Annotated in this window: 17 protein-coding genes; 5 read left to right on the top strand and 12 right to left on the bottom strand. The window is 71.3% G+C overall.

The features are described 5' to 3' along the window. Positions 1 to 3: 3 nt before the first annotated feature. From Pma05_RS34130 to Pma05_RS43050, 5 genes are all read right to left on the bottom strand, one after another. On the bottom strand, positions 4 to 438 hold the full coding sequence (locus tag Pma05_RS34130; RefSeq protein WP_203861648.1) for a hypothetical protein: 435 nt from the start codon (positions 436 to 438) through the stop codon (positions 4 to 6). A 326-nt stretch (positions 439 to 764) separates the two neighbouring features. Then, on the bottom strand, positions 765 to 1,547 hold the full coding sequence (locus Pma05_RS34135; RefSeq protein ID WP_203861649.1) for a hypothetical protein: 783 nt from the start codon (positions 1,545 to 1,547) through the stop codon (positions 765 to 767). Further along, a complete protein-coding gene (locus Pma05_RS34140; RefSeq protein WP_203861650.1) occupies positions 1,547 to 2,221 on the bottom strand; it encodes a hypothetical protein in 675 nt (224 codons plus the stop codon). Before Pma05_RS34140 ends, Pma05_RS34135 begins: the two co-directional genes overlap by 1 nt. After that, positions 2,218 to 3,645 carry a type IV secretory system conjugative DNA transfer family protein gene (locus Pma05_RS34145; protein ID WP_239313676.1) on the bottom strand — a complete coding sequence of 476 codons (1,428 nt, stop codon included), beginning with the start codon at positions 3,643 to 3,645 and terminating at the stop codon, positions 2,218 to 2,220. The genes Pma05_RS34140 and Pma05_RS34145 overlap by 4 nt, the downstream gene beginning before the upstream one ends. Positions 3,646 to 3,648: 3 nt before the next feature. Next, positions 3,649 to 4,941 carry a M48 family metalloprotease gene (locus tag Pma05_RS43050; RefSeq protein ID WP_239313677.1) on the bottom strand — a complete coding sequence of 431 codons (1,293 nt, stop codon included), beginning with the start codon at positions 4,939 to 4,941 and terminating at the stop codon, positions 3,649 to 3,651. 225 nt (positions 4,942 to 5,166) lie between these two features. Between Pma05_RS43050 and Pma05_RS34155 the strand changes: the two genes are divergently transcribed. The 3 genes from Pma05_RS34155 to Pma05_RS34165 all read left to right on the top strand — a co-directional run bounded on the left by Pma05_RS34155 (position 5,167) and on the right by Pma05_RS34165 (position 10,205). Next, the gene (locus tag Pma05_RS34155) at positions 5,167 to 7,539 is read left to right on the top strand and encodes an ATP-binding protein (RefSeq protein WP_203861651.1); all 2,373 of its coding nucleotides are present in this window, start codon (positions 5,167 to 5,169) and stop codon (positions 7,537 to 7,539) included. A 479-nt stretch (positions 7,540 to 8,018) separates the two neighbouring features. Beyond that, positions 8,019 to 8,222 (top strand): ATP-binding protein, encoded by a 204-nt coding sequence (locus Pma05_RS34160; RefSeq protein ID WP_275414796.1) that lies wholly within the window; start codon positions 8,019 to 8,021, stop codon positions 8,220 to 8,222. 309 nt (positions 8,223 to 8,531) lie between these two features. Continuing rightward, positions 8,532 to 10,205, top strand: a complete 1,674-nt coding sequence (locus tag Pma05_RS34165) for a right-handed parallel beta-helix repeat-containing protein (RefSeq protein WP_203861652.1) — start codon at positions 8,532 to 8,534, stop codon at positions 10,203 to 10,205. On the opposite strand, the gene Pma05_RS34170 is transcribed toward Pma05_RS34165, so the two are convergent. From Pma05_RS34170 to Pma05_RS34190, 5 genes are read right to left on the bottom strand one after another with little or no spacing between them, the layout of a single operon-like run. Continuing rightward, entirely contained in the window at positions 10,197 to 11,168 is a 972-nt protein-coding gene (locus Pma05_RS34170) for a hypothetical protein (protein ID WP_203861653.1), read from the bottom strand. The two genes, Pma05_RS34165 and Pma05_RS34170, sit on opposite strands and share 9 nt — an antisense overlap. 1 nt (position 11,169) lies before the next feature. After that, the gene (locus Pma05_RS34175; protein ID WP_203861654.1) at positions 11,170 to 12,618 is read right to left on the bottom strand and encodes a hypothetical protein; all 1,449 of its coding nucleotides are present in this window, start codon (positions 12,616 to 12,618) and stop codon (positions 11,170 to 11,172) included. A gap of 1 nt (position 12,619) precedes the next feature. Beyond that, positions 12,620 to 20,461, bottom strand: coding sequence for a toxin glutamine deamidase domain-containing protein (locus Pma05_RS34180; protein WP_203861655.1), 7,842 nt, complete (start codon positions 20,459 to 20,461; stop codon positions 12,620 to 12,622). Next, positions 20,442 to 20,768 (bottom strand): PE domain-containing protein, encoded by a 327-nt coding sequence (locus Pma05_RS34185; RefSeq protein WP_203861656.1) that lies wholly within the window; start codon positions 20,766 to 20,768, stop codon positions 20,442 to 20,444. The genes Pma05_RS34180 and Pma05_RS34185 overlap by 20 nt, the downstream gene beginning before the upstream one ends. A gap of 18 nt (positions 20,769 to 20,786) precedes the next feature. Continuing rightward, positions 20,787 to 21,197, bottom strand: a complete 411-nt coding sequence (locus Pma05_RS34190; protein WP_203861657.1) for a YbaB/EbfC family nucleoid-associated protein — start codon at positions 21,195 to 21,197, stop codon at positions 20,787 to 20,789. 46 nt (positions 21,198 to 21,243) lie between these two features. On the opposite strand from Pma05_RS34190, the gene Pma05_RS34195 reads away from it, so the two are divergent. Next, positions 21,244 to 22,353: a S8 family serine peptidase gene (locus Pma05_RS34195; protein WP_203861658.1), complete on the top strand. Its 1,110-nt coding sequence runs from the start codon at positions 21,244 to 21,246 to the stop codon at positions 22,351 to 22,353. Continuing rightward, positions 22,350 to 23,003 carry an SUKH-4 family immunity protein gene (locus Pma05_RS34200; RefSeq protein WP_203861659.1) on the top strand — a complete coding sequence of 218 codons (654 nt, stop codon included), beginning with the start codon at positions 22,350 to 22,352 and terminating at the stop codon, positions 23,001 to 23,003. Before Pma05_RS34195 ends, Pma05_RS34200 begins: the two co-directional genes overlap by 4 nt. Positions 23,004 to 23,037: 34 nt before the next feature. Here the strand turns inward: Pma05_RS34200 and Pma05_RS34205 are convergent, their stop codons facing one another. Both Pma05_RS34205 and Pma05_RS34210 read right to left on the bottom strand, forming a co-directional pair. Beyond that, a complete protein-coding gene (locus Pma05_RS34205; RefSeq protein ID WP_203861660.1) occupies positions 23,038 to 23,334 on the bottom strand; it encodes a WXG100 family type VII secretion target in 297 nt (98 codons plus the stop codon). Between the two features lie 15 nt (positions 23,335 to 23,349). Next, positions 23,350 to 23,730: a WXG100 family type VII secretion target gene (locus Pma05_RS34210; RefSeq protein ID WP_203861661.1), complete on the bottom strand. Its 381-nt coding sequence runs from the start codon at positions 23,728 to 23,730 to the stop codon at positions 23,350 to 23,352. Positions 23,731 to 23,759 lie beyond the last annotated feature (29 nt).

Genomic DNA, 23,759 nt, shown 5'->3' on the forward strand with positions numbered 1-23,759 from the left:
GGGTCACTCCTCGGTTTCGAACTGCTGCTCGTGGTTGGCCGGGTCAGCCGACCGACGCGTCATCGCCTCGGCGGCGAACTCGTCCCGTCGGTCACGCCGGGCCTGTTCGATCCGCCGCTGTTCCGGCGACGGCTCCCGATGGTCACAGGTCGCCAACGCCCGCCACGCGTTCGCCGCGTTCCGCAGGTCGACGTGCCACTGGATGCCGGAGATCGGATCGGTCGACCTGTACAGAGCGGCGTCGTGCGCGTACCAGAGCAGGGTCAGCTCGAAGCGCAGCGCCTCATGCACGGGCCAGCACGGCGGGAGCACGACCCAGGGCGCGTACTCCCGTTCAACCCAGTCGACCCAGCGGACGAACCGGGCCCACAGGTCCTCGTACGCCTCATCGGTCGCGTCGTCCCACGCCCAGGGCGCCGGGGCCGCGCTGTCAGTCACTGACCCGCCTCTCGGTCTTTCCCACTCTGGCCAGGGTCGGTACGCCGCTGCTGCGGGTCGATGACACGGCCACGTACTACTTGTGTTTTCCTGGTTGTGCCGTCGTGTTCCCGGCCGGTGGTGGTGTTGGGGGGTCGGGTGCTGCTTTTCGACTCGTTCTGTCTGGTCAGATCGCGGTTGGGGTTGTACGGCCGGTTCGACGAACCCTTCCCACGGGAATCCTGGATCCGGCCGTCACCGTCCTGCGTTCCGCGACGTTCGGGCGAGTCACTCATTGCCCGCGCTCCTTCCTACGATGTTCGGACCTGGTTGGTAGCCGGGCCGGCTTACCGGCCTGAGCCCGGATCGGAACGTCCGCCCTGGTCGGAACTCGGTTCCCGACCCCGCTGTGGCCGGGGGTGCTGTGTTCGGCCCGGCTCCGCCCCGGCGGTCCGGCGCTGGGCGTTGGGGGGCCGCCTGGCGTCAGCCTGCTTGACGCGGGGAAGCTTGTCGGTCGCGTCCCGGTCCAGAGCTGTCGGTTGTCCGGGCGCGGCCTGCTGCTCCGACAGTGGTTTGGTCGGCTTCTGGCTGACGTCGTTCATCAGGAGCTGTCCGGTACTGAGCCTGCCGAGCTTGAGAGTGTCTCTCTTGCCGATGTCTTCTTCAGGTTTCTGGCTGCTGCCTTTGGCGAGCTTGACGAAGTACTCGCCGATGCTGGCGCCGAGTCCGGCGGTCACCATCACGCCGACCAGGGGAATGGCGGGCGCGATGCCCGCCCCCACCGCCCCGCCCGCCATGGCCAGAGCCGTCTTGACGACGCGCGCCGCGGCAAGCGCGATCAGCTGATCCGGGTCCTGATTGTCGCCGCTGCCTGGGCGGGTCATCATGGCGTCGGCGACGGCCTCGCCGGCCTGTCCGACGAGGGCGCCGACCGCGGCACCCGTCATCGGACCCAACGGTGTGTGCTGACCGATGACGAATCCGAGGCCGGCTCCCAGCAAGGGCGCCCCGATACTGACCAACTGCGCCCTGAACACCGGTGGCTTCCAGTCAGCCTTCTCCCGGCCGCTCGGGGGGCGCTGTGCCGCTCGCGGGTCCGGGTGTTGTCGCTGGGGCTCGAACTGCTGCATCACGTCGCACCATGCGTGATGTCGATCCGTACGGCGTTGACGGTCAGCAGGGGCCGCAGGCCGTCGAGTAGGGCAGCAAGGATCGCGCGAGGTTCCGTCCCCCGTCCGTCCTCGGAGCCGTCGGCCAGATCGCTGTCGCCGAACCGGCTACAGGCGGCCCACAGGTTGTCGTCGAGATGCGCCTGGTGCCACATCAGGAAGAGGGGGCCGGTGACCTCCACGATCGGGGCGCCCGGCAGGCCGATACCCCACGACTCGGGGTGCTCCGCGGAGTTTCCCAGCCCCATCAGCGTCGGGAATATGTTGTGTCGACGAGCGAAGTCGACGGCGGCCTCGGACTGAGGATCGATCTCGGCGAGCAGCCCCTTGCCGATGAGCACATCAAGTGTCCGGTCAAGACCGAACGAGTACTCATGGTTCGGTAACGCCTCGAGCAGAACCGCCCGGGTCCAGGGCACATCGGTCGGCGACGGACGCGGCAGTCCGTGTGCGACACCCCAGGCGAAGACCTCGTTCTCGGTCAGGGACACCGTCGTGTTCCCGAGGCGGACGTCATGGTGGACCGGACCGTCGGGAGAGTGGACCTCGCCCAGGAACATGCCGACCGGAAACAGGAGAGGGTAAGCGGTGTGAGCAGCGAAGGGGCGGGTGCTGGTCGATGCGTGTGTGCTCACGGTGCGTACCCCTTCAGGGCGGCGAATTCGGGGATCAGGCCGGCTGGGCGGGTCTCCACCTGGCGGGGTTCGTCGCTGCGGTAGAAGAGCCAGGCGTGGCCGGGCGGCAGCATCTGGATCATCTGCACCGGCAGGGCCGGGCGGTAGAGGCTGCCGACGCTGGTGCTGGTGTGCGCACTCCGTCCCCAGTCGCCGTTGCCCGGATCAGGCAGCCGGCCCAGACCGCCGCCGGCCGTACCGGTCTCGGCCTGGACCCGCTGCGTCCGGGACGGGTTCTGGTACGACGCGTTCGTCTCCCGCTGCTCACCCGCCCAGGCCGAGACGTTGGACAGGTCCTGGCTGTTCGACATCCCGCCGAAGATGAGCTTCGCGGTGGTCGCGGCGAGGATCGCGGCCTGCTGCTCGACGCCGTACCGGGCGCGCAGTTGGGCCAGGCTCTGCACCGCCCACATGGTGACGATGCCGCGCCCGCCGCCCTCGCTGACCAGCGACGGCAGGCTCTGCAACGGCGCTATGTTGGCCACCTCGTCCAGGGCCAGCAGCAGCGGCGGGTCCAGCCGGCCGCCGGGTCGCCGGGCGGCGAGCTCGGCGGCGCGTTGGGCGATGCTGTCCACCAGGGCGACCACCAGTGGGGCGATCGCCTGCTGATAGTGCGACGGTCCGATCAGGAACAACGCGGACCTGCTGGTGAGGAAGTGGTCGATGTCCAGGTCGGTCGCCGCGCAGGAGCGCAGCACCGTCGGCTCGGCAGTCGCCTCCAGGCAGTTGCGGGCGACCGAGAAGAAGCTGCCGCGTTCACGGTCGCCGAGCAACTGCACGGCTTCCAGGTCGTCGGCCCACATCGTCGCCGTGCTGTCGGACAGCCGCAGGATCGCCACCGGATCACGAACCTCCTGCCGGGCCAACCACCGGCGTACGTCGGCCAGCGGTCGCCCGCTCAGCGCCGCCGCGTGGAAGTACGCCCGCAGGATGCCGGCACCGCCGGCCCGCCAGTGGTCCCCGCCCCCCTCGATGCCCTTCCCGGCGACGGCGGTCATCGCGGCCACCCGCCGGTAGCAGACCGCGGGGTCGGCGCACCCGGCCAGCGGCGACCAGCGCAGCGAGTGCTCCGGGTACTCACTGCCGAACGGGTCGTACACCCGCACGTTTCCGCCGTGCGGGGTGGCGATCGCGCGTCTCCGGTTGCCGGTGAACTGGAGGATGTCCCCCCGGGTCGAGGTGACCACCACCGGTCCGTTCCATCCCAGCACGCTGGGCACGATCAGTCCGGAGGTCTTGCCGTACCGGGGTGGGCCGACGATGCCGACCGAGTCCTCCGGCGCGCTCCAGAACCGGGTGTATCCGCCAAGGTGGTTCCAGCCGAGGAAGACGTTGGCCCGGGGACGGACGTCGAACGAGGGGATCGCCGGCCAGGCTGAACGCACGGCTCAGTCCTCACGCAGCGAGCCGACCATCGCCACCGGCAGCGGTGCCGCCGGAGCGTCGCGATCAGGCAGCGGGTACGTCTCGCCGCGTGCCTCCAGCCGCTCCAACCGCAGCTCGTACGGCGGGTGGCTGGCGCAGACCGCGTCGTCCCAGCCGCCTCCCCCCGTCTCGAAGGAGCGGCGCAACCGGGTCAGCACCCGCCGCATGCCGGCCCGGTGGCCGGCGAGCGCGGCTCCGGCGTCGGCCCGGTACTCGCTGGCCCGGGCATCGAAGCTCTGCGACGGCACGACCAGGAACCGGACCGTCAGGGTCACCGGCCAGGCGATCAGCATGACCAGCAGCTTGACCAGCGGGTGCGGGAAAACCCGCAGTAGATAGTTGGCGGCGCTGAACAACAGGTAGAGCGGTAGCGCGAGGCCCCGGACGAAGACCCGGCTGACCGGGTCACCGTTGCGCCAGTGCACCAGTTCGTGCGCGAAGAGCGCGGCGACCGCCTCGCGGTCGTAGTTGAACTCGTCCAGCAGCCCCTGGCTGAGCACGATGTGCCGGGTGTGTGCCATGGCCCGGGGCGTGCGGTCGGGGTCGATCAGGATCATCGGGATGCTGGACAGGCCGAGCGCCGCGCCGACCTGGCGGGCGATCGGCAACAGCAGCGCCGCCTCCCGCCGGCTGAGCCGGCGGGCGCCGCCGATCCGGAGCAGCCACGGTTCGCAGCTCACCCGGTAGAGGGTGTAGACGACCGCCAGGGTCACACCCGCCACGCACTGCCCGATGAGCATCAGGGGTGCGTCGACCGGGTTGGAGAGCCAGGGCATCGCGAGGCCGGCGAGGAAGACGGCCGCGATCTGTAGCGGGAACGTGACGATCGCGACGACGATCCCGCCGCTGACCAGGATGCTGATCGCTCCGCCCAGACCGACCTGCTCCGGCAGGATGTCGCCGCCGGACAACTGGCTGATGAGGTCTTCCGCACTTCGGAACAGTCCCGCCGTACCCGGACCGCCGAGGAAGAGCAGGCCGATCGCCTGCACCAGGTAGAACAGCAGGAACAAGCCGGTGAACAGGACCGCCAGCGGTACGTTCAGCCAGGCGCCGGCGAACGCGCCGAGCGCCGCCCGCCAGTCGCGCAGCGCGGCGACGCGCAGCCACCCGACGATGCTGGGATAGCCCGGGGGTCGGTGCGCGAAGAGCCGGTCGACCCATCTGGTCGGGGTCTGTGGAGCGGAGCCGTCCGGGCCCGGTGCGCCGTCCGGCGCCACCGTGTCGTCCGAACCGGGTACGGAGGCCGGCGGCACATCGCCATTGACTGTGGCCGACCCCGGTTCGGGTTGGTGAGTTGCCCCCACGGTTCCTCCCGACACGATTCGTCGACCCGCGCTACCCGCCGGCCGACCTGGTAAACGCGCACAGCCAAGCACGACGACGGCGGGATTTGTGTTCTGCCGAACTAATGAGGAACACTCTGAGAACGCGGTGGACACTCGCCCGCGTCATTGGCCCCCGCCGGAAAGCGCGATGCCGTGACTACCTCTCCAGACGAATTCCCGTACGCCGAGTTGGGTGAGGTCCTCTACCGCTGTCGCCGTACGGCCGGGCTGTCCCTGCGTACGCTCGCCCGCAAGCTCAACATGAGTGCCCATAGCGGACTCGTCGACTACGAGCGGGGCAAGCGGCTCATCCCGGAGGACCTGCTGACCAGGTACGAACGGATCTTCGAAGACGGTGGCGAGTTACGTCGACTCCGGACCGCCGTACTGGCGGCCCAGGCCGGACGGTCCGCCACCCGCTACCGGATCGCGCAGCTTCCTGCTGACCTGCCCGATTTCGTCGGCCGGAAGGCCGAACTCGACATGCTGCGGGCGGCAGCCGAGGCCGCGCGACCGGCACCGGGACTGCTGGTGGTCACCGGCCCGCCGGGGATGGGCAAGACCAGTCTCGCCGTACACCTGGCGCACCGCCTCGCCGGCCGTTACCCGGACGGTCAGCTCTACCTCGACCTGCGCGGCGCGGACGAATCGCCGGTGCCGCCCGCCGACGCCCTGCGGTGGCTACTGCGCGGGCTCGACGTCGCCGATCGCCAACCGACAACCGACACCGCCGAACTGGCGGCCTGGTACCGGTCGATTCTTGATGGCCGGAGAGTTCTGTTGTTGCTCGACAACGTGGCCGACGAGGGCCAGGTGCGCCCGCTGTTGCCCGGTGCCGCCGGGGTGCTGGCCGTGCTGACCAGCCGCAACCCGCTGCTCGGCCTGGACGGTGCCGTCCGCTGCCAACTGGACTCGTTGTCCACGGCGGAGTCCGTCGACCTCATCGGCCGGGTTGTCGGCGCCGACCGGGTGGCCAACGAGCCGGAGGCCGCTGTCCGGATCGCCGGCAGCTGCGCCGGCCTGCCGCTCGCCACCCGGATCGCCGCGGCCCGGTTGGGCAACTGGCCCCGGTGGTCGCTCGCCGACTGCGCCCGGATGCTCGCCGCGGAACAGCGCCGGTTGACCTGGCTGTCGACCGGCGATCGGGCGGTGCGGGGCACATTCGAGATGTCGTACCGCGCCCTGTCCGACCCGGCCCGCCGACTGTTTCGCCGGCTGGCCCTGCTACCCGTACCGGAATGCGGGCTGGTCGCGGCGGGCGTGCTGGCCGGCACCTCCGAGTCCGGGGCGGACTCCCTGATGACCAACCTGGTCAACGTCGGATTGGTCCAGCCGGCCCTGGTCGGAAACCGGTACCGGCTGCACGATCTGACCGCGCTCTACGCCAGCGACCGGCTGTCCGCGGAGGAGGACGAGCGGGCGACCCGGACCGCGGAGGAGGCGTACCTCGACTGGCTGTTGGGCACCGCGCAGGACGCGGCGACCCAGCTCGACGAGAGTGGAGCCAATTCCGGTACGTCCGTCTTCGCCGGATCCCCCGACGCGGTTCGGTGGCTGGACACCGAACGGGTGACGGTACGCGCCGGGATAGCTCGGGCGGCTGCCCTCGACCTGGCTGATCTGGTCTATCCGCTGATGGCCACCCTGCCCTGGTTCTACGACCTGCGCTGTCACTGGCAGGACCAGCGGGACCTGGCCGAGACCACGTTGGAACTGGCCCGCCGCCGAGGCGACGCCACCACGGAGGTGATGGCCCTCAACGGCATCGCGTTGGCCTGGACGCCACTGCGCCGTCCCGACGAGGTCATCCGGTGGAGTGTGCGGGCCGTCTCCCTGGCCCGGCGGGTCGACGCCGTGGAAGAGGAGACCTGGGCGCTGGATCGCTGGGGGATGGCGCTCACCGAACTCGGGCGGTACGAGGAGGCGCGCGTTGTGCTGCTCCGGGCGGCCGCGCTCGCCCAGGAGTACGGCGACTGGTGGATGGTGGGCGGCGCGTTGAACCGCCTCGGCCACGTGTCGTACGAGGCTCGGCGCCACGAGTCGGCCATCGACGCGTACGACCAGGCGTTACTCGTCTTCCGGGAACTGGACCGCCCGCGTGGCGAGGCGATGGCGCGGCTCGGACTCGGCCGGGCGCTGGCCGCGCTCGGGCGCCCCGACGAGGCGGTCACGTACCAGCGGACCGCGGTCGCGCTGTTCGCCGGTGCGGATGACGGTTGGGGCCTGGCCCGCGCCCACCAGGAGTTGGCCGCCGCGCTGCGAGCGTTGGGGCAGTACCAGGCCGCCGCCGAGCGCCTGCGGCTGGCAGCCGGGCTCTTCGCGGATCACGGTGACCGCCATGCGCAGGCGCGAACTCTGCTGGCACTCGTGGAGTTGGCGGTGGCGGAGAGCCGGTACGGCGAAGCGTCGTGTTGCCGCGACGAGGCGTTGGCGGTCTTGGCGGGTCTCACCGATCCAGAGGCGCGGGATCTGCGTGCGGCACTCGCGGTACCGGCTGGGGCGCCTGGGCCGGCGGCTGACCGGTGAACCTTCTCCAACCTGGACAGCGCGGCGCCCACGAGCGCGTCGCTCCTGTCACTCGCGGTCATCGCGTCCGGTTCATCCCTTGACGCTTCCGGCGGTCATACCGGAGACAATGAACCGTTGCAGAAGGAGGTAGAACGGCACGGCCGGCAGTGTGTACATGGGGGCGACGGACATGCACCGCACCGAATCCAACCGCTACACAGGATGAAAGAGGCTCATCGCACCTCCCCGCCGCCCGCCCGGCACTGTAGCCGGGCGGAACGGCGGTGTTCTTCAGTCAGCGAGGTACGGCCACGACGGTGAAGCGGTAGGTGCCCGAACCGATCTCGTAGACGACGGCGTCGTCCTCGACGCTGACCCGTCGGGCACCGCGCGGATCAGCATCCGGACTCGCTTCTCACCGAGGAACCGCCAGGCGTAGGGGCTGGTGAAAGACTCCGCGAACCTCTACATGTCGCAGTTGATCTTCACCGGGTCTGATGACACGCCGGCGAACTGCCGCTCGAACTCATCCCCGGCGGAGCAAGCCCGCACCCGTCCGGCTTCGACGAGATCATGCCGAAACCCTGGCCACCGCCACCGTCGACCGGCTCCTGCACCATGCCCACGTCGTCGTGACCCAGCGTGACAGCTACCGCTTCAACCAAGCCATCGCCGGGCATGGCGTCAAAGCCTTGCACTAACCTCAGCACCACCCCGCGGCGGGCAACGGCTTGGTCGACACCGCAATGGAGGCCGGCGCCAGCGTGAGGCCGGTGCCAGCATGCTGAAGCCCGCAGCGAAATCACAGTGGGGGTACGGCGACATCGTCCATGCACCGGATGGAACCATCGTCACCCTCGCCTCGTCGTCCAAGAAGGACACCGGCCGACCAGGGCCGGGATGGCAACGTACTCGCCCGGCATGCCGACCTGATCTGGATCGGACTCGGGTGCGATAAGGTCGGCACGGCTCTACCGATCCGCCGCCGGTTCCCCGACCCCCACGGAGCGATGACGCACACCCTGCTGGTTTCGGCCACCCAGTCCGACGCGTACCCCTCCATCGCGGACGCGCTCGACGGGGCGCCGGACGGTGCCACCATTCTGGTGACCCCAGGGGAATATCTGGAACACCTACGCATCAAGCAGCGGAGCGTGGTCATCGGGGTCACCGGAGGGCCCGGGTCGGTCACCATCCGCGCCCGCCAGGCCGACGAGTCCATCCTGGAGTGCCGAGACGCCACCGTCGAGCTGCGCGAACTCGTGCTGGCCGCGGGTGACGCCCCGGCCGTGGTGGTCTTCGGCGGCACCATCCGGGTGGTCGACACCGAGGTCTCCGCCGGCCGGGCCGTGGCGATCCAGGTGGGCTCGCACAGCGAGTTCGAGTTCACCCGGGTCCGGGTCACCAACGCCCAGCGCGGCATCCTCTGGGACAACTGCGCCGGCACGGCGGTCGGATGCGAGATCACCAACATCGTCGAGGACGGGCTGCTCATCCGCTCCGCCGATCCGACGATCCGCAACTGTACGGTCGCCGGGTGCGGCTACCGCGGCATCTACGTCTACGACTATGCCCGTCCCGTACTGGAGAACTGCGAGGTGGCCAGTTCCGGGGTGGGTATCGCGGTCGCCCAGGGCAGCTCCCCGACCCTGCGGCGCTGCCGGGTACACGACGTACGCGGGCAGGGCATCACCATCGGCCCCGGCTGCGGCGGGCTGGTCGAGGACTGTCATACCGAACGCACCGCCGCACCGGGCATCCAGCTCGATCCCGGCGCGACCGCCCGGGTGACCGCCAGCCAACGTGGCCTACCCCGCTCGGTCGGCGCGGGTGACGTACCGGCGGTCCGGAGCGATCCACAGCGGATCGAGGAACTCACCGCCGAGCTGGACCGGCTGATCGGCCTGCCCGGGGTGAAGGCCGAGGTACGGGCGATCATCGACGAGATCCAGGTCAACGAGTGGCGGCGCAGCGGCGGCCTCTCCGTCACGCCGAGCAGCAACCACCTGATCTTCGCTGGCGCTCCCGGCACCGGAAAGACCACCGTCGCCCGGATCTACGGCCAGCTCCTCGCCGCGCTCGGCGTGCTGCCCAGGGGTGGATTCCGCGAGGTGAGCCGGCGGGATCTGGTCGGCCAGTACCTCGGCCACACCGCCGAGAAGACCTCGGCCGCGTTCGAGGCGGCGCTGGGCGGGGTGCTCTTCATCGACGAGGCGTACACCCTGTCCCGCACGTTCGGCTCCGGCGGCGACTTCGGTCAGGAGGCGATCGACACGCTGGTCAAGCTGATGGAGGACCACCGCCACGAGATCGTGGTGATCGTCGCCGGCTACACCGACGAGATGGCCGACTTCCTGGCCGCCAACCCGGGGCTCGCCTCGCGGTTCAGCCGGGCCATCGAGTTCGAGAACTACACCGCCGCCGAGCTGGCCGAGATCCTCGTCACCATGGCCGAGAACCACGAGTACGCCCTGGGCCCGGAGTTGGTGGTCGCGGCCCGGAGCCATTTCCAGACCGTCCGCCGGAACAAGGACTTCGGCAACGCCCGGGACGCGCGCAAGCTCTTCGAGGGTATGCGCAAGACCCAGGCCCAACGGCTACGCCAGTTACGGCGGGTGCCGTCGGCCGAGGAGCTGCAACTGATCACCCTGGACGACTTCGCCCTCGTAACCCGGTCAGGCTGAGGTTTCGGTCACCAAACCGGCTTCGGAGCCCTCATCGCGCAACGCCCGGACCACCCGGTCCAGCACCTCGTCGTCCAGGTCGACCGGCCACTCGTAGTCCTGTTCCTCGATGTGCGCGAGCAGTTCGGGTTCGGGTGGTACGCCGTACCGCTCGGCGAAGTAGGCCAGCGACTCCGACCAGACCCAGTGACCATCGCTGCGCAGGTGCGCCGGCACCACCTCAGGCTGCGCCGGGTCGAACGGGTCCGGGTCAAGGCCCCAGCAGGCCAGGACCATCGGCGCCCCACGAAGGTAGCCGGCCACCGCTGCCCGTTCGGCCTCCGCCAGCAGCCGGTCGGGGAGCGCCACACGCCCGGCACCGTCCCTGGGAGGCACGGCTCCGGAGAACCGCGGCCGGTCGCCGGGCCTCCTGGCTACCCCCGTCACCTGCTCCGCCTCGGCCAGCAACCGGCGGTACGCCGCCCGGCTCGCCGCCAGCCGCAGCCGGCTGAACCGGTCCGGGTCCCGCTCCCGGACCGCGCGGCCCCGGTCCGACCAGAACGCCGACTCCGGGACCTGGTCGGCGCCCTCCGGGACGAACTTCAGCACCTCGTCCAGAGCGGCGGCTGCGGCTCGGCGGTCGACCCGGACCCGTACGCGCTCGTCCTCCGACAGTCCGGTCAGGTCGGCTGGTCCGCCGCCGAAACTGTCGGCGACCCAGCACCACTCCCCGGCGTCAAGCAGTTCCGACGGGTCGGCGCTGTCCGACCACACCGCCCCGGAGAGCGCACCGGCCAGTTCGGGCAGGCGGAACTCCAGCAGGCGCGGACGGCCGCAGCCGGCGCAGTCCTCCGAATACCGGACGACCCAGCCACCGTCCACTCGACGCACACTGCTGCCGCCTGGCTCCGACTCGCCGCACTCGCAGGGGTGTAACCGCAGGTAAAGCTCGATCTCCTCGGTGCTGTGCGCGAGCGGCGGCATGTCACCGACCATAGCGCGCCAGGAAACTCTCCACCCGACGCCAGCATCGGTCCCGCTCGGCGGTCAACCGTTCCCGGTCGAACCGGTCGGGGTCAAGCTGGTAGCGCCGGTGGCCGGAGGCCGTACGGACCGCGTCGGCCGGAACCCGGTCGGCACCGGGCGGGATGAACTTCAGCGCCTCCTCGATCGCGCTCGCGGCGCCGACGAGCAACCGAACCACCGCCTCGTCATCGGTGCCCGCGGGCTCCCGGTCGGCCCGCGTGTGGTCGGCCACCTTCCCGTCGTCGGTGCCCGCCGGCTCCCCGTCCTCGACCCCCGTCAGGCGGGCCGGCTCCCCGCCCGAAGATGCCTGCGCCCCGTCCGGGCGTGACGGCTCCTCCCGTGCCGGCTGCTCCTCCCGGCGTGCCGGCTCCTCGTCCGGGTCGGCCGGGACGCCGAGCAGGTCGAGCACCGTGCGGTAGTCGTCCGCGACGTCCAGCCACTGGCCGGCGTCGATCACCTCGGACGGTCCGTCCTCCGGGTAGCTGAACCGGTAGGGCGAGTCCGGCACGACGCCGGACCGCTGGGGAAGACGCATGGTGACCGCGCGCTGCCGGGCGCAGTCGTCGCAGGATCCGGCATAGCGGACCAGGATTCCCGCCTCGTCGTCCTGAAGGATCTCCATCTGCCCGCGGGGGAAGGACGCGCAGCCGCACACGCACGGGTGCAGGTCCAGGTAGAGATGGGCCTCGGCGAGGGTGCGTACCCGGATCGGCTCGCCGTCGGCCGTCGCCTCGGCGGCCTCCGCACCGGTCGGCGGAGCCTCCTGGTCGGCGAGCGAATCCGGCCGGTCGAACCGGGCGACGACGTCGTCCAGTTGGCGGCGGTACTCGGCGCGGACCGTGTCGAGCCGGGATCGGCGGAACAGCTCGGGTTGCTCGGCCCTCAGCAGCCGCCCGAGGTCGGTCCAGAACGCCGTGGCCGGCACTTCGTCGTCCTCCGCCGGGCCGCCGTCGACCGGTGGTGAGAGGAACTTCGCCACCTCGTCCGCCGCCGCCCGCGCGGCGTCCCAGGCGCCGAAGATCGCCCGGTACGTCCCGTCGTCCGGTGGCGCCCCGTCGAGTTGGGCCAGCCCGGTGTGGGCCATGCCGGCGTTGGCAAGCTCCAGCAGGCACCACTGCCCGGCGTCGATCAGCGTCGACCTGCCGTCCCCGTAGCGCAGGCGCGACTCCTCCCGGGCCTCGGCGGAGGGCACGGGTACGGACACCTCGACCGTGTGGTGTTGGTCCTCGTACGGCCCGTCGAAGCGGAGAAGATAGGTGTCGCCGAACCGGTGCAGGCTGGTGAAGCGGTCGAAGTCGATCCACTCGTCGCCGGGCGGCAGGCTCAGCTCGACGAAGGCGTACGCCTCGGCGAGCGTCCGCGCTTCCACCGGGGTGCCGGACCCGGGCGGGGTGGGGTTCGCGACCACCTCAGTCCCCGAGCGGTAGTGGACGGTCCGGCAGGGTCAGCGGCCCGGCCTGGAACGGTGGCGGCCGGTCCGCCTCAGGCAGGCTCTCACCGATCCGCTCCAACTGCTGTAGTCGGTGGAAGATCGTAACGGTCCGCCTCCTCAGGTGGTCGGTGTCGAAGGCGAAGACCGCCAACTGCTCCTCGGGCGCCGTGCCGAGGGTACGTTTGCGCAGCTCTTTTCGGGCCTGGGAGACGAGCGTCTCGTTGCCATCGTACGAGAGGTTGGATGCCTCCTGGGCGGCGATGAAGGTCACCACCTGCGCGGCGGAGGCGACGGGGTTGGAGACCGTACCGGCCGCCGCGGCAGCGATGGTGCCCGCCGCCTGCGTGGTTATCGTGCCGGCGAACTTCGTCAGCCGGGCGCGGGCGCTGGGCAGGCCCGCCGGCGCCGCGCCGACCCGGTCCATCTCCTGCTCAAGCCAGGCACGCACGCCGGTTGCGATGTCGTCGGGCGAGCCGGTCGGATCGACCCGGAGCATGTGGGTCACATCGGAGTTCACCCGGTACGCCATCAGCGTGTTGCCGTCGGTCTGGCCGGTGCCCAACTCGAACGTGAGCATCTCCGGCCGTCCCTTGACGCCCCGGAAGAGAACCCGGAACGTGTGATCGCTGTCTGGAACGGGCTCGACGCGCCCGTTGCGCGGCAGGTCCCGGAACGCCGCCACCCTGCCGGCGACATCGTCGGGCAGGCGGTGATCCGGAACCCGGCCCAGCTCGGCGGCCAGCGCCTCCACCTGCGGCTTGGTTCGGCCGTCCTGGGTCAGTCGCTCCTCGATCCGCCGTACGTGGTCCTCCAGGTCCCGTACTGCCGCGCGCTGCTCGGCGAGCGCCCGCCGCAGGTCCTGTGGGGACACGTCGTCGTCCTTGACGTCGAATTCCTTCCGCAGCGAAATGTCGTTCTTCCGCATGTCGTGGTACCGGGCATTCCACCGGGTCACCAGGTGTCCGGTCGCGGTGATGCCGGCCAGGGCCCCGATCCACGGTCCGCTGACGGCAGCGAGCGCCGCCGCACCGGCCAGGCCGACGCCGGCGGGCATGACGTCCTCCAACATCCGGCGACGTGCCGGCAGTGTCTGCTGCCGGTCGAAGAGGATGTTGTCGCAGGCGTGTCGCAGCCACCGCTCGATCTCCTCCGGCGCAGCCTTGGTGTTGACGGTGAACTCGAAATGGCCTCGCTTGAGCCGGCGGGTCACCGGCACCAGAGGCCGGTCACCCTCGACGGTGTCGGCGAAGGTGAGGGAGAGCGTCACGTCCCGCTTGATGCCGAACCGATCCGACCGGTAGACCCAGGTGTCGGTGTTTCCCTCTCGTGACCTGCGCCTCTCCGCGTCGAGATCACGGTCCAAGCGATGCTCAAGCCCTCGGTTGACCTCGTTGACGCCCCTCGTCACGGCAAGCTTGGCCGGCGCGAGTCCTGGGAACCTCCCCGTGCTGGCGGCCGGTCTGGTCCCGCCGACGGCCACGTCGATCGCCCGGGTGACCGACTCACCGCCCCGGACCAGCGCGACGATCTGATTGGCCACCGATCGCCGATCGGCGGCGGGCAGCCGGCTGGTGTGCTTCGTGTCGTGGTTCTCCCGCCGGTCTTCCAGATCCTTCTCACGGCGCCCGGCGGCGCGGTCGATTCCGGCCTGCACCGCCGAGCGGACGGTGGCTGAGATGCCGGTGGCGACTCCGAGGTTTTCCCGGACCTGTTCTCCCGCTGGCACGGTTGGCGAGACGCTGGTGACGGTGCTGGTCACGGCCTTCTCCACGTGGCCGGCGATCCCGGCCTCGCCCTGGCTGATCTTCTCCTGGCGGTCCGCCACCTCCTTGACCGCTTCCCGGGCTACCTCCTCGAACTTGTCGTCCGGGAGGTGGCGAAGGTCCGGCGGTACCCGGAGGACGACCTCGCTCTCGGCGAACTCCACCTCGATCTTCGTCGGGTCGTCGGTGTGCACGACCTCGACCCGGACCCGGGCGTCGTTACCCTCACCCGCGATCTTGAACCGGTACCGCTCGTCATCGCCGCGGTGCCGGACCCGGCGGAGGTGCTTGTCCTCCTTCGCCACCTTGGGGTCCGCCTTCAGCTCGGCGTCGAGCTTCTCGATCGCCGTGCGGAGACGCCTCCGGAGGTCCGTGGCCTGTTTCGGGTCGATCGGAGGTGGTGTCGGAGCCGGTGCGGGCGTCGGCTGGGCCGATGGACGACTGACCAGGTCCGGCCTGCCGACCGTACCGGCGGCCAGTTCGACTGCCTCGTCGAAGCCGCGGTCCACCAGGTCGCGTAGGCCGTCGCCGGTGTCAAGCTTCCCGCGGTCGGCCCGCAGGGCGAGTTGACGAGCGTGCTCACCGCTCAGCTTGTCGCGCTTACCGTCAGCGGCGAGGGCCTCCTGACCGGCCACCTCCGCCGCGCCGATCACTGCGGTCTTGACGGCCATCGCGGGAACGCCGACAGCGTCCGCGACCCAGAGCATCGTGAGGGTGCCGGTGACGGTCGGCACGCTCACCAGGGCCTTGTCCCGCAGGCGGCGGGACACCTCCGCAGGCCGGACACCCTGTTCATCGATCTTTCTCGTGAGGCTCGCCCGCAACTCGTTCCGGAGATGCGACAGCCCTCGGGGCAACCTCGGCGTCGCACCCGTACGGTCCACCAGGTTGGGGTCCACGACCAGGGTGAAGTGCCGGTCCACCGACGTGTTCTCGATGGAGAAGCTCTGCGGGGCCGAGCTGCCCCGCGTGGTGGAGGGAGCGGACCGGACTTCGATCGTGAACGGCGCCTGTCCCTTCTTGGCCCATCCCTCCGGCTCCACCTGGAAGAGGGCGCCCCGTCCCCCGGGCACCGGCTTGATCCGGGTGCTGTCGTTCAGGAGGCCGGTCTGGAGAACACTCCGGGTAACCGCGACGGCGGGATCTGAGCTGAACTCCCAGCGCGCCTCCTCGGTCAACGTCCGTTGCGCCGCGGGGGACAGATGTTCCCGCGCCAGCCGTTGGCGGTCCTCCGCGCCGGGGAAGCCCTCGCGAAGCCCGTACCGCTCGACGAAGTCGCGGATCCTGGCCCTGAACCGGATCTGATCGGGTCCGGTCGGCGCCGACGAGGCGAGGTGGGCCAATGCCTCGAACTCGCCGAGGCGTCCCACGTCCGAGTCGGTCAGCGCGGGACGGCGGCCGGGCGGCTGGTCTGCCAGGGCCGGCACCGTGGGAGTGATCTGCACCATCGTCGGCCTGGACGTGTCGGCCCGGCTGACCCGCGCGTTGACGTGCAGGACCGCCTGGGTCACGGTCAGTGCCAGGTCAGCCCGATTCAGGTCGTCGAGCTGGTCATGGAAGAACGTCAGCTCGTGCTTCCGGTGCTGGTCGAGCTGGAGTGCGAAGGCGTCGCCCGGTCCCTGAGCCGCGGTGCGCAGGTCGAGCTGGTAGGGCGCCCCGACCTCGGGCCGGACCTCGACGACTCCGGGGGTCGTCGGTGGCGAGATGTCCCGGATCCCGGGCACACCGCGCAACGCACCGACAACCTGCTGCTGGAGCACGTCGTTCAGCCGTTCGGCGAGTCGGCCGTCCACGTCGGTCGACCGGGGCGGCAACCAGTCGGCGACGCCGGTCAGGTCCAGTCCGGTCAGATCGATCGGGGTCCTGGTTACGTCGACCTTCTCCTGGGCGGGCGTGCCGGATGCCGGATGCGCGGGCGGCGGGGAGACCTTCACCTCCACCCGGTACGCCTGCACCGTCAGTTCGCCGCGCGCCAGCGCCCGGTGCAGCGCGTCCCTCAGGTGTGGATGGTTCCGCAGGTGCTCGTGCAACCGGCGGCTGCTCCGCAGCACGTGCCGGATATGCGCTGGGCTGCCCTGCTCGGCGATGCTGCCGTCCGCCAGCAGATCCCGGCGGCTCGGTGATTCGGTTTCCAGCACCACCAGTCGCTGGTTGTCCGGGTCGAACCCGGCGACCGCGAACTCGCCCGGCCAGCGCTCCCCGGAGACGCCCTGGGTCAGCTGGGCGTCACCGCTGATGCCGAAGTCCGCCGCGAGGATGTGCCGGGCCGCCGTCCGGGGCGTCTCGCTTCCGGCCTTCCTGCGCTCCGCCACCGTCCGGGTCACCGTGGCCGGATCGGCGAGCCGCTGCTTCGGTCCGGGCGTCCCGGCCATGACCGGGTGCTGGACCGGCTTGGTACGGGCGAGGAGCGGATCCGGGATCCGCTGGTTGGTCGATGCCGACACGAGCCGGAAGGTGCGGTCGTCGCGGTACGTTCTCTTGACGTCGTCCTGGTCGTGGTGCAGCCGCCCGGTCGCGTCGTCCCGGAAGCTGCCAGGTGGATCGCCGCGCCGGTGCAGCCGGTTCTGCGAGTCCCGGTAGGTGCCCACCTGGTCGTCGTCGGTCCGTCGGTCGCCCCTCAGGTCCGGCGGCAGCGGCCTCGCGGTCCGTTCCGTGGACCTGGTGGAGGTGCCGAGCCGGCCGGACGGGTCGAAGGTGCGCCAGCTTCCGTCCGGTCGCTTCTTCGGCCGGTGGGGCGTGCCGCGCTCGGGCTCGGCCACCACCACGCTGCCGTCCGGGTAGGTCCACACCTTCGCGCTGGCGCCGACGACGTCCTTCCCCAGCGTCCTGGCGAGCACGGAGGCGAGGGACGGCTGCCCCGGGAGGCCGATCCCCGAGTAGTTCGACACCAGGACGATCTGGCCGCTGTCCAGCTTGAGTTCGGTACGCAGTGCCTTCGCGGCCTCGGCGAAGTCACGCCCGCTCATCCGGGCGGTACCGAGGTTCACCTCTCCGCCGTCCGGGCCGCGGGAACTGGTCAGGACGATCTTGACCACGTTGGGCTCGGGACGTATCGCGGCGGCGTACCGGGAGGGCACGTGTCCACCGGTCAGATCGAACCCTGCCGGGATGGCTCGCATGGTGGCGCGTACCGCGTCGATGGCGTTCTGGCCCGTCACCAGCGGTGGCTGGTTGCCCGTACCGGGCTGACTCCCGGGCGCGTCCGGAACGGTCCGTCCGAGGCCGTCCGCGTCGTCCGCCGGGTGGTGGGTGGTCGGCTCCTCGGGTCGGGTGGACACCGCCGGATCGGCGTCCGGGTGCACCGTGGTCGGGTCGCCATCCGGGTTGAGGGGCAGTGCCCACACCTGGTCGGTCTTCTGCTGGTAGAGGGGCGCCTGGTCGGAGATCTCGCCGCTCTGTGGTTCGACCCAGACGACTGTGCCGTGCTGGTTGACGGCGGCCCACATGTGGGAGCCGCCCTCCGGCCAACTGGTGACGACGACGGTGGCGGCGCCGTGGCCCTGGGCCAGCAGGCGGGATCTGACGGTGTCGAGGCCGCGGGCGCCGGCGCCCTGGTGGGTGAATGTGCCGCCGAGCCATCGTTCGGTGCGGGTGGTGCCGTTGGCGACGCCGCCGGGGAGGTCGTGGTTGAGGGATCCCGAGACGCTGGGGTTGCCGTACCAGGTGGACAGGAAGGCGCGGACGGTGTCGGTGCAGTTGGTGGCGCGGCCGGGTCGGGTGGGGCCGCCGTCGTTGAGGTAGGCGACCCACCGGGAGGGGTGTCGGGGGTCGGGGTGCCGGACCGGGGTCCGCTGCCCGTCGTCGACGGGGACGCGGCTGCTCAGTTCCCGCTCGTCCCAGGCCGAGGCGGGGTCGAGGTCGTCGGCGGGGGCGGGCCGGTACGCCAGCGGACCAGGGGGTGTGGCCGCGTCGGTGACCGGCGCGGCGGGTCGGCGGTACGGGAGGTGGTGCTCGGGGTGTGCCGTGGCGGCCACGCCGAGCAGACCGGTGCTGGCGGCTGCGGTCGGCCCTTGGTCGGTGGCGGCGATCGGGGCTGGGGTTGGCCGGGCGTCGGTGCCGGTCGAGGTTGTGGTCGGGCCCGTGCCGGTCGGGCTGCCGGCCGGGCCATTGTTGCTGCTGGAGGGGCCGTTGCCGCTGCCGGCCGGCCCGGGGTTGCCGCTGTTCGCCGGGCCAGGGCTGCCGGTGCTGGCCGGGCCAGGGTTCGTCGGCCCAGAGTTGGTCGGTCCGGGGTTCGTCGGGCCAGAGTTGGTCGGCCCGGGGTTCGTCGGGCCAGAGTTGGTCGGCCCGGGGTTGCCGCTGTTCGCCGGGGCAGGGTTGACCGGGGCGGGCGCCGAGGGCGTACCGGCCTGGCCTACCGGGGTGGTCGAGACCTGCCCGGAGGCGGGGGCGGTCGACGTTGGCGTCGGTCCGGTTGACGTTGGCGGGGTGCTGGCCGGGGGGAGGTAGCCCCCAGCCGTGGCAGCCGGCGGGGTGACGCTGGTCGGGCCGGGTGCACCTGTCGGAGTGGGTCCGGTCGAGGCCGGTGGGGTGACGCTGGTCGGGCCGGTCGAGGCGGGTCCGACGGCGGGCGGTGCCGACGGCTGCTGCCGGCCGGTGGCGGGGTGCTGGTCGGGGTGGGCCGGCGGCACCGGCTCCGGCGGCGGTGGCTTCGGCGGATCCGGGGCGGTGGGCCGTGTGTCCACGCCGCCGCCGGGTGCCGGCCCGGGACGGCCGGGGTCGCCTGCGGTCGGGGGATCGGGTTGGGTGGGCGCCGGAGTGCCGGGCTGGCCGGGGCCGGGTTGACTCGGCTGCGGCTGCGGCTGCGCGGGCTGGCCGGGCTGCGCCGGAGGGCCGGCCGGGTCGGAGCCGTCCGGCCCGCCCGGTGCGGGTTGCCCGCCGCCCGAGGGGTTGGGCGGGGCGGGGACGGGTGTTCTCGGCTGGGCCGGGCCAGGGCCGCTGGGCTGCCCGCTTCCAGAGCCACCGGGGGGTGCCGGGACGGGCGTGCCGACCGGAGGAGCGCTCACCCCGCCCGAGTCCTGCTCCCCCGTCGGCGCGGGCGACGCGGGTGGCGGCCCGGTCGGGGCGACCGGCACCGGAAGCGGCTTGAGGGGAAAACTGGGGGTCGGAATGGCCGGGACGGCCGGCGTCTTGGCGAACTTGTCGAGCGCGTCGTCGCGGCCCTGGCCGAGTCGGCCGTGCAGTCCCTCGGCCGCCGCGTTGTTGACGAACCCGTCGGTGTCGATGCTCCAGTCACCGGTACGCAGACCGTTCACCCCGGCGCCGCCCAGTGCCTCCGCCCCCGCCTCGTGGGCGCCGTCGATTCCGGTGCGGAGAGCGTCACCGAGCAGGTTCTTCGGGGTGCGGTGACCCAGTGCGTTCGCGAACGGTCCGGTAGCGGCCGCCAACCCCCCGATGAAGATCCCGGCAAACGTCGCCCAGCCGGTGTTCTCGGCGTCCCATTCCGGCCGGGTGCCCTTGAGGGCCTGGATACCCTGCACGGTCAGATCGGTGGCCAGCTCCTGCAAACCCTCGAAGATCGCGGCCCGCAGCACGAACTGCCCAAGGGACTGCGCGGCCCGGGATTGCAGCCAGCGGAACACCGCGCTGATCGCGGCGCGGGCGATACCGATCGGCCCGGCCGCGGCGGCCAGCGCCGCGCCGAAAGTGAAGAACGACAGCACGATGATCGCGAAGATCTCCAGGCAGCAGGTGATGACCGCGATCAGGACCGAGAGCTTCTCGTACTCGATGTCCAACGCGGCCTGGTCCGCTGCCTGCGCCACCTGCTGGGTCAACGCGGCCAGTTGCGGCATGGCCTGGTCGACCACCTTGCTGAACTCGGCCTGGAACATCAGCCCGGACGGCCCGGCCCAGGACTCGGCCAGGGCGTTGCGCTCCGCGGACGCCTCCGCCACCGTCTGGCTCAGCCCGACGCCAGCCTCCCGCCACGCCTGCGCCAACTGCCGGACGAGGTCCTCGTTCGCCTCCGGCCAGGACGAACCCCCGGTGGACAGCCAGACCAGCAGGTTCCACACCTGCTGCCAGGGCTCACCCCAGTCAGGTGGCTCGATGGCCATTTTCGCCGAGCAGCTTCCGCGTCCGCAGGTCCACCTCGATCAGAGTGTCCACACTGGTCGACGCGACGGCGCCGAACGCGCTCACCGACTCGGCGATCCGGGTCAGCGCCACCTTCAACTCGGCGGTGGCGGCGAAGCTGTTCCGATACTCCTGCCCGATCTCGTCGTTACCCCACGGGTCGCCCGCCGCGTCCAGCGCGGCGACCGCCCGGGCCATGGCCGTCGACAACCGCTCGCCCACGCCGTTGAGCCGACCGGCGGCGGTGAGCGCGGCGTCCGGGTCCGGCACATGCGTCACGTAACTCATCGAGCACCCCGTTTTCGCTCACCGGCCCGCGTCTTCCCCCGGCAGTTGTTCGACCATGCGGCGGATCGCACCGTTGAAGTCGTTGTTGCGGAAGGCGGTCAGGGACTCCTCCGACACGTAGGGACTGCACGTGTCGAGCACCCGGCGCTCCGCCTCCTCCGCCGCCACCCTGATCGTCGCCTCGATCTCCTCGGCCAACTGGCGCGCGTCGGCGTGCTCGAAGACCTGCGGGGTGAGTTCCAGCCGCCGCAACCGGCCGTCCGGACCAACGGTGGCGGTGATCGAGCGGTCCGCCGAGGTCGCCGTCACGGTTACCGCCTGAACCCGGGTGGAGATGTCACCGAGCGCCGAGCTGGCCTGGCGAAGCTGGGCGGTGAGCTGTTCGGCTCGGGCTCGCAACGCGGCGACCTGCTCACCGTCCACAGTCATGGAACAACGGTACTGGAGGCCGATCAGCAGCCGCTACCCTCTGGACATGCCCAGCCCTCCCGTGGCCGTCGCGCTGATCGGCGTACTGACCGGGCTGCCGGCGCCGCCGGCCGCCGCCCCGGCCACGCTCGGTTGTCCCACCGCGGCGAACGCCACCTCGACTGTCGCCCGTGAGCCAACCTGGTCGCATCACTGGCTGGCGCCCGGCCGGCTCGCCCCGCACACCGGGGCGGGGATCACGGTCGCGGTGGTGGACACCGGTGTGAACACCAGTCATCCGCAGCTCGCCGGCAGGATCGCGAAGGGGTACGACGTGATCCGTGACCGGGCCGGGGCCACGGTCGACCACACCGGACACGGCACCGCGGTGGCCAGCATCATCGCCGCCAAGCCGATGCCGAACACCGCACTGATGGGCCTCGCCCCGGGGGTACGGATCCTGCCCGTCCGGGTAAGTGACTGCGCCCGTACGGTCCTCGACCGGGACGTCGATCCGGTACGCCTGGCGGACGGGATCCGGTGGGCGGCGGACAACGGCGCACGGGTCATCAACGTGTCGCTGGCCGTACCGGAGAGCCACGGGCGACTGCGCGCCGCTGTGGAACACGCCCTGCGCCGCGACGCCGTGGTGGTCGCGGCGACCGGCGACGCGCGGAGCAGCGCGACGTCGTACCCGGCCGGGTATCCGGGGGTCATCGCCGTCGGCGCGCTCGACGAGGAAGGGAACGTGGCCGGGATCCGGGCACAGATGGACCTGGTGGCGCCCGGCGACGAGGTGCTCGCCGCCGCCCCGCGCTCGGGGCACATCGTCTGGGCGGGCACGGACGCGGCGGCGCCGGTGGTGAGTGCCACGGCCGCGCTCGTCCGGGCTGCCACGCCGAGCGCCACTGTGGACCAGGTACGCACCCGGCTGGCCAACACCGCCACCCCGCTGCCGAACGCGCCGGGAGCGGTCGACCCTTACCGCGCCATGCGCGACCTGCTCGCCTCACCGGCTCCGGTGCCTCCCGTGGTGATGGACCTGCGGCCACCGGACCGGATCGAGTCGCCCTGGCCGCGACGGGCCGGCCCGTGGGCGGGACTGCTCGCCGTCGCCGCGTTGTTCGTGCTGACCGTGCTCTGGCTGCGGTCCCGCGCCGTCCGGGAGGATCGGTGATCGATCGGGTCGAGGCGGTGCGGCAGGCCCGGGAATGGGCCCGCCAGGAGCTGGGCAGCGAGGATCCGGGCATCGCCGAGTTCGAGGCGGGGTACGTCGTCTGGGACCGCTCGACGCACGTCGGCGATACGGCGCCGACCCAGGTTGGCGCGGCCCGCGGCGTGCTGGACCGGGCGACGGGTCAGTGGTCCCTGTGGCCGTGCCTGCCGGTGGACGAGGTGATCCGGCTCTACCTGAACCATCGCGCCGGATCGGCCCGCTTCCCGGACGACGTGCGGACGATGCTGCGGCTGTCCGGCTGGGTGCCCGGACGCGACGGCTCCGCACTGCTCGGAAGCTGGTGCCGCCGGCACGGGGTCGACGACGAGGTACTGTTCCCGGCGGCCCGGGCCAGCGCCGCCGACTTCGGCGGACTCACCATCGTCGGATATCGGTTCACCCCGACCCCCGACGACCTCGTCCCGCCGCCGCATTCGGACCTCGCGGAGCGGCTCGGCCTTCGGGTGTGGCAGATCGCGGCCGGTGACGCACGGCTGCTGGTGATGGACGAGTCTGGCGCGGTGCACCGACGTGACTCCTCGGGCGATCTGCCCTTCGCACCGACCGTGGACGAGGCGGTGGTCCGCCTGGTCCGGGGAGAGGACGACTGACCGGACACCTCCCCCGGCTGCGGCGGGACCGTCCCTACATGTGGTGCGCCCGCATCATCGTGACCAGTTCGCTCTCGGCGTCGGACATGAGCGCGTGCGACCCGCTGATCTTGCCCTGGATCTGGCCACCCATCTCCATCAGGACGCGCGCGGCGTCCCGCCATTCGGCGCGGAGCATCTCGTATTCCTGTACGGAGCTGCCCCGCCAGGTCGTCATCAGCTCCTCGATGTGCTTCTCGATGGAGGTGAGCCGCTGGTTCATGTTCTCCATGGCCTGCCCGTACGCGGCGGCGCCCGTGGTCATGGTCGCGCCGACCATACGAATCTGCATGACAGGTCCTCCCGATCAAACCTTCAGGGCGGCGTAGACGCCGCTGGACGTGTTGCCGTCGAGCGCGGTGCCGGGGATGCCCTCACCCAGGTCGATCATCGAGGCTCGGATCTGCGAGTCGGTGAACTCGTGCTTCTCGGCGACCCGGTTGAGGAGTTCGGCGAGCCCTTCCAGAGCCGTCCTGATCCGGTCGAGCTGCTGCTGGTAGCCGGTGTTGACCTCGCCGAACATCGCGCCACCGGCGCCCATCCAGTCCTCGGGCATCTGGCTGGTGCCGGTCTGGATGGCGCCCTTGACCTCGCTTTCGATCAGGTTGGCCTGGACGCGCACCTGACCGGAGGTTTCCCGCATCTCTTCGAGGTAGTTCTGCACCAGTTCCTCTGTGCCGCCTGCCACGGCCGCTCCCTTCACTGGTTGGGTCCCGT

The sequence above is a fragment of the Plantactinospora mayteni genome, assembly GCF_016862935.1.
Classification (GTDB): domain Bacteria; phylum Actinomycetota; class Actinomycetes; order Mycobacteriales; family Micromonosporaceae; genus Plantactinospora; species Plantactinospora mayteni.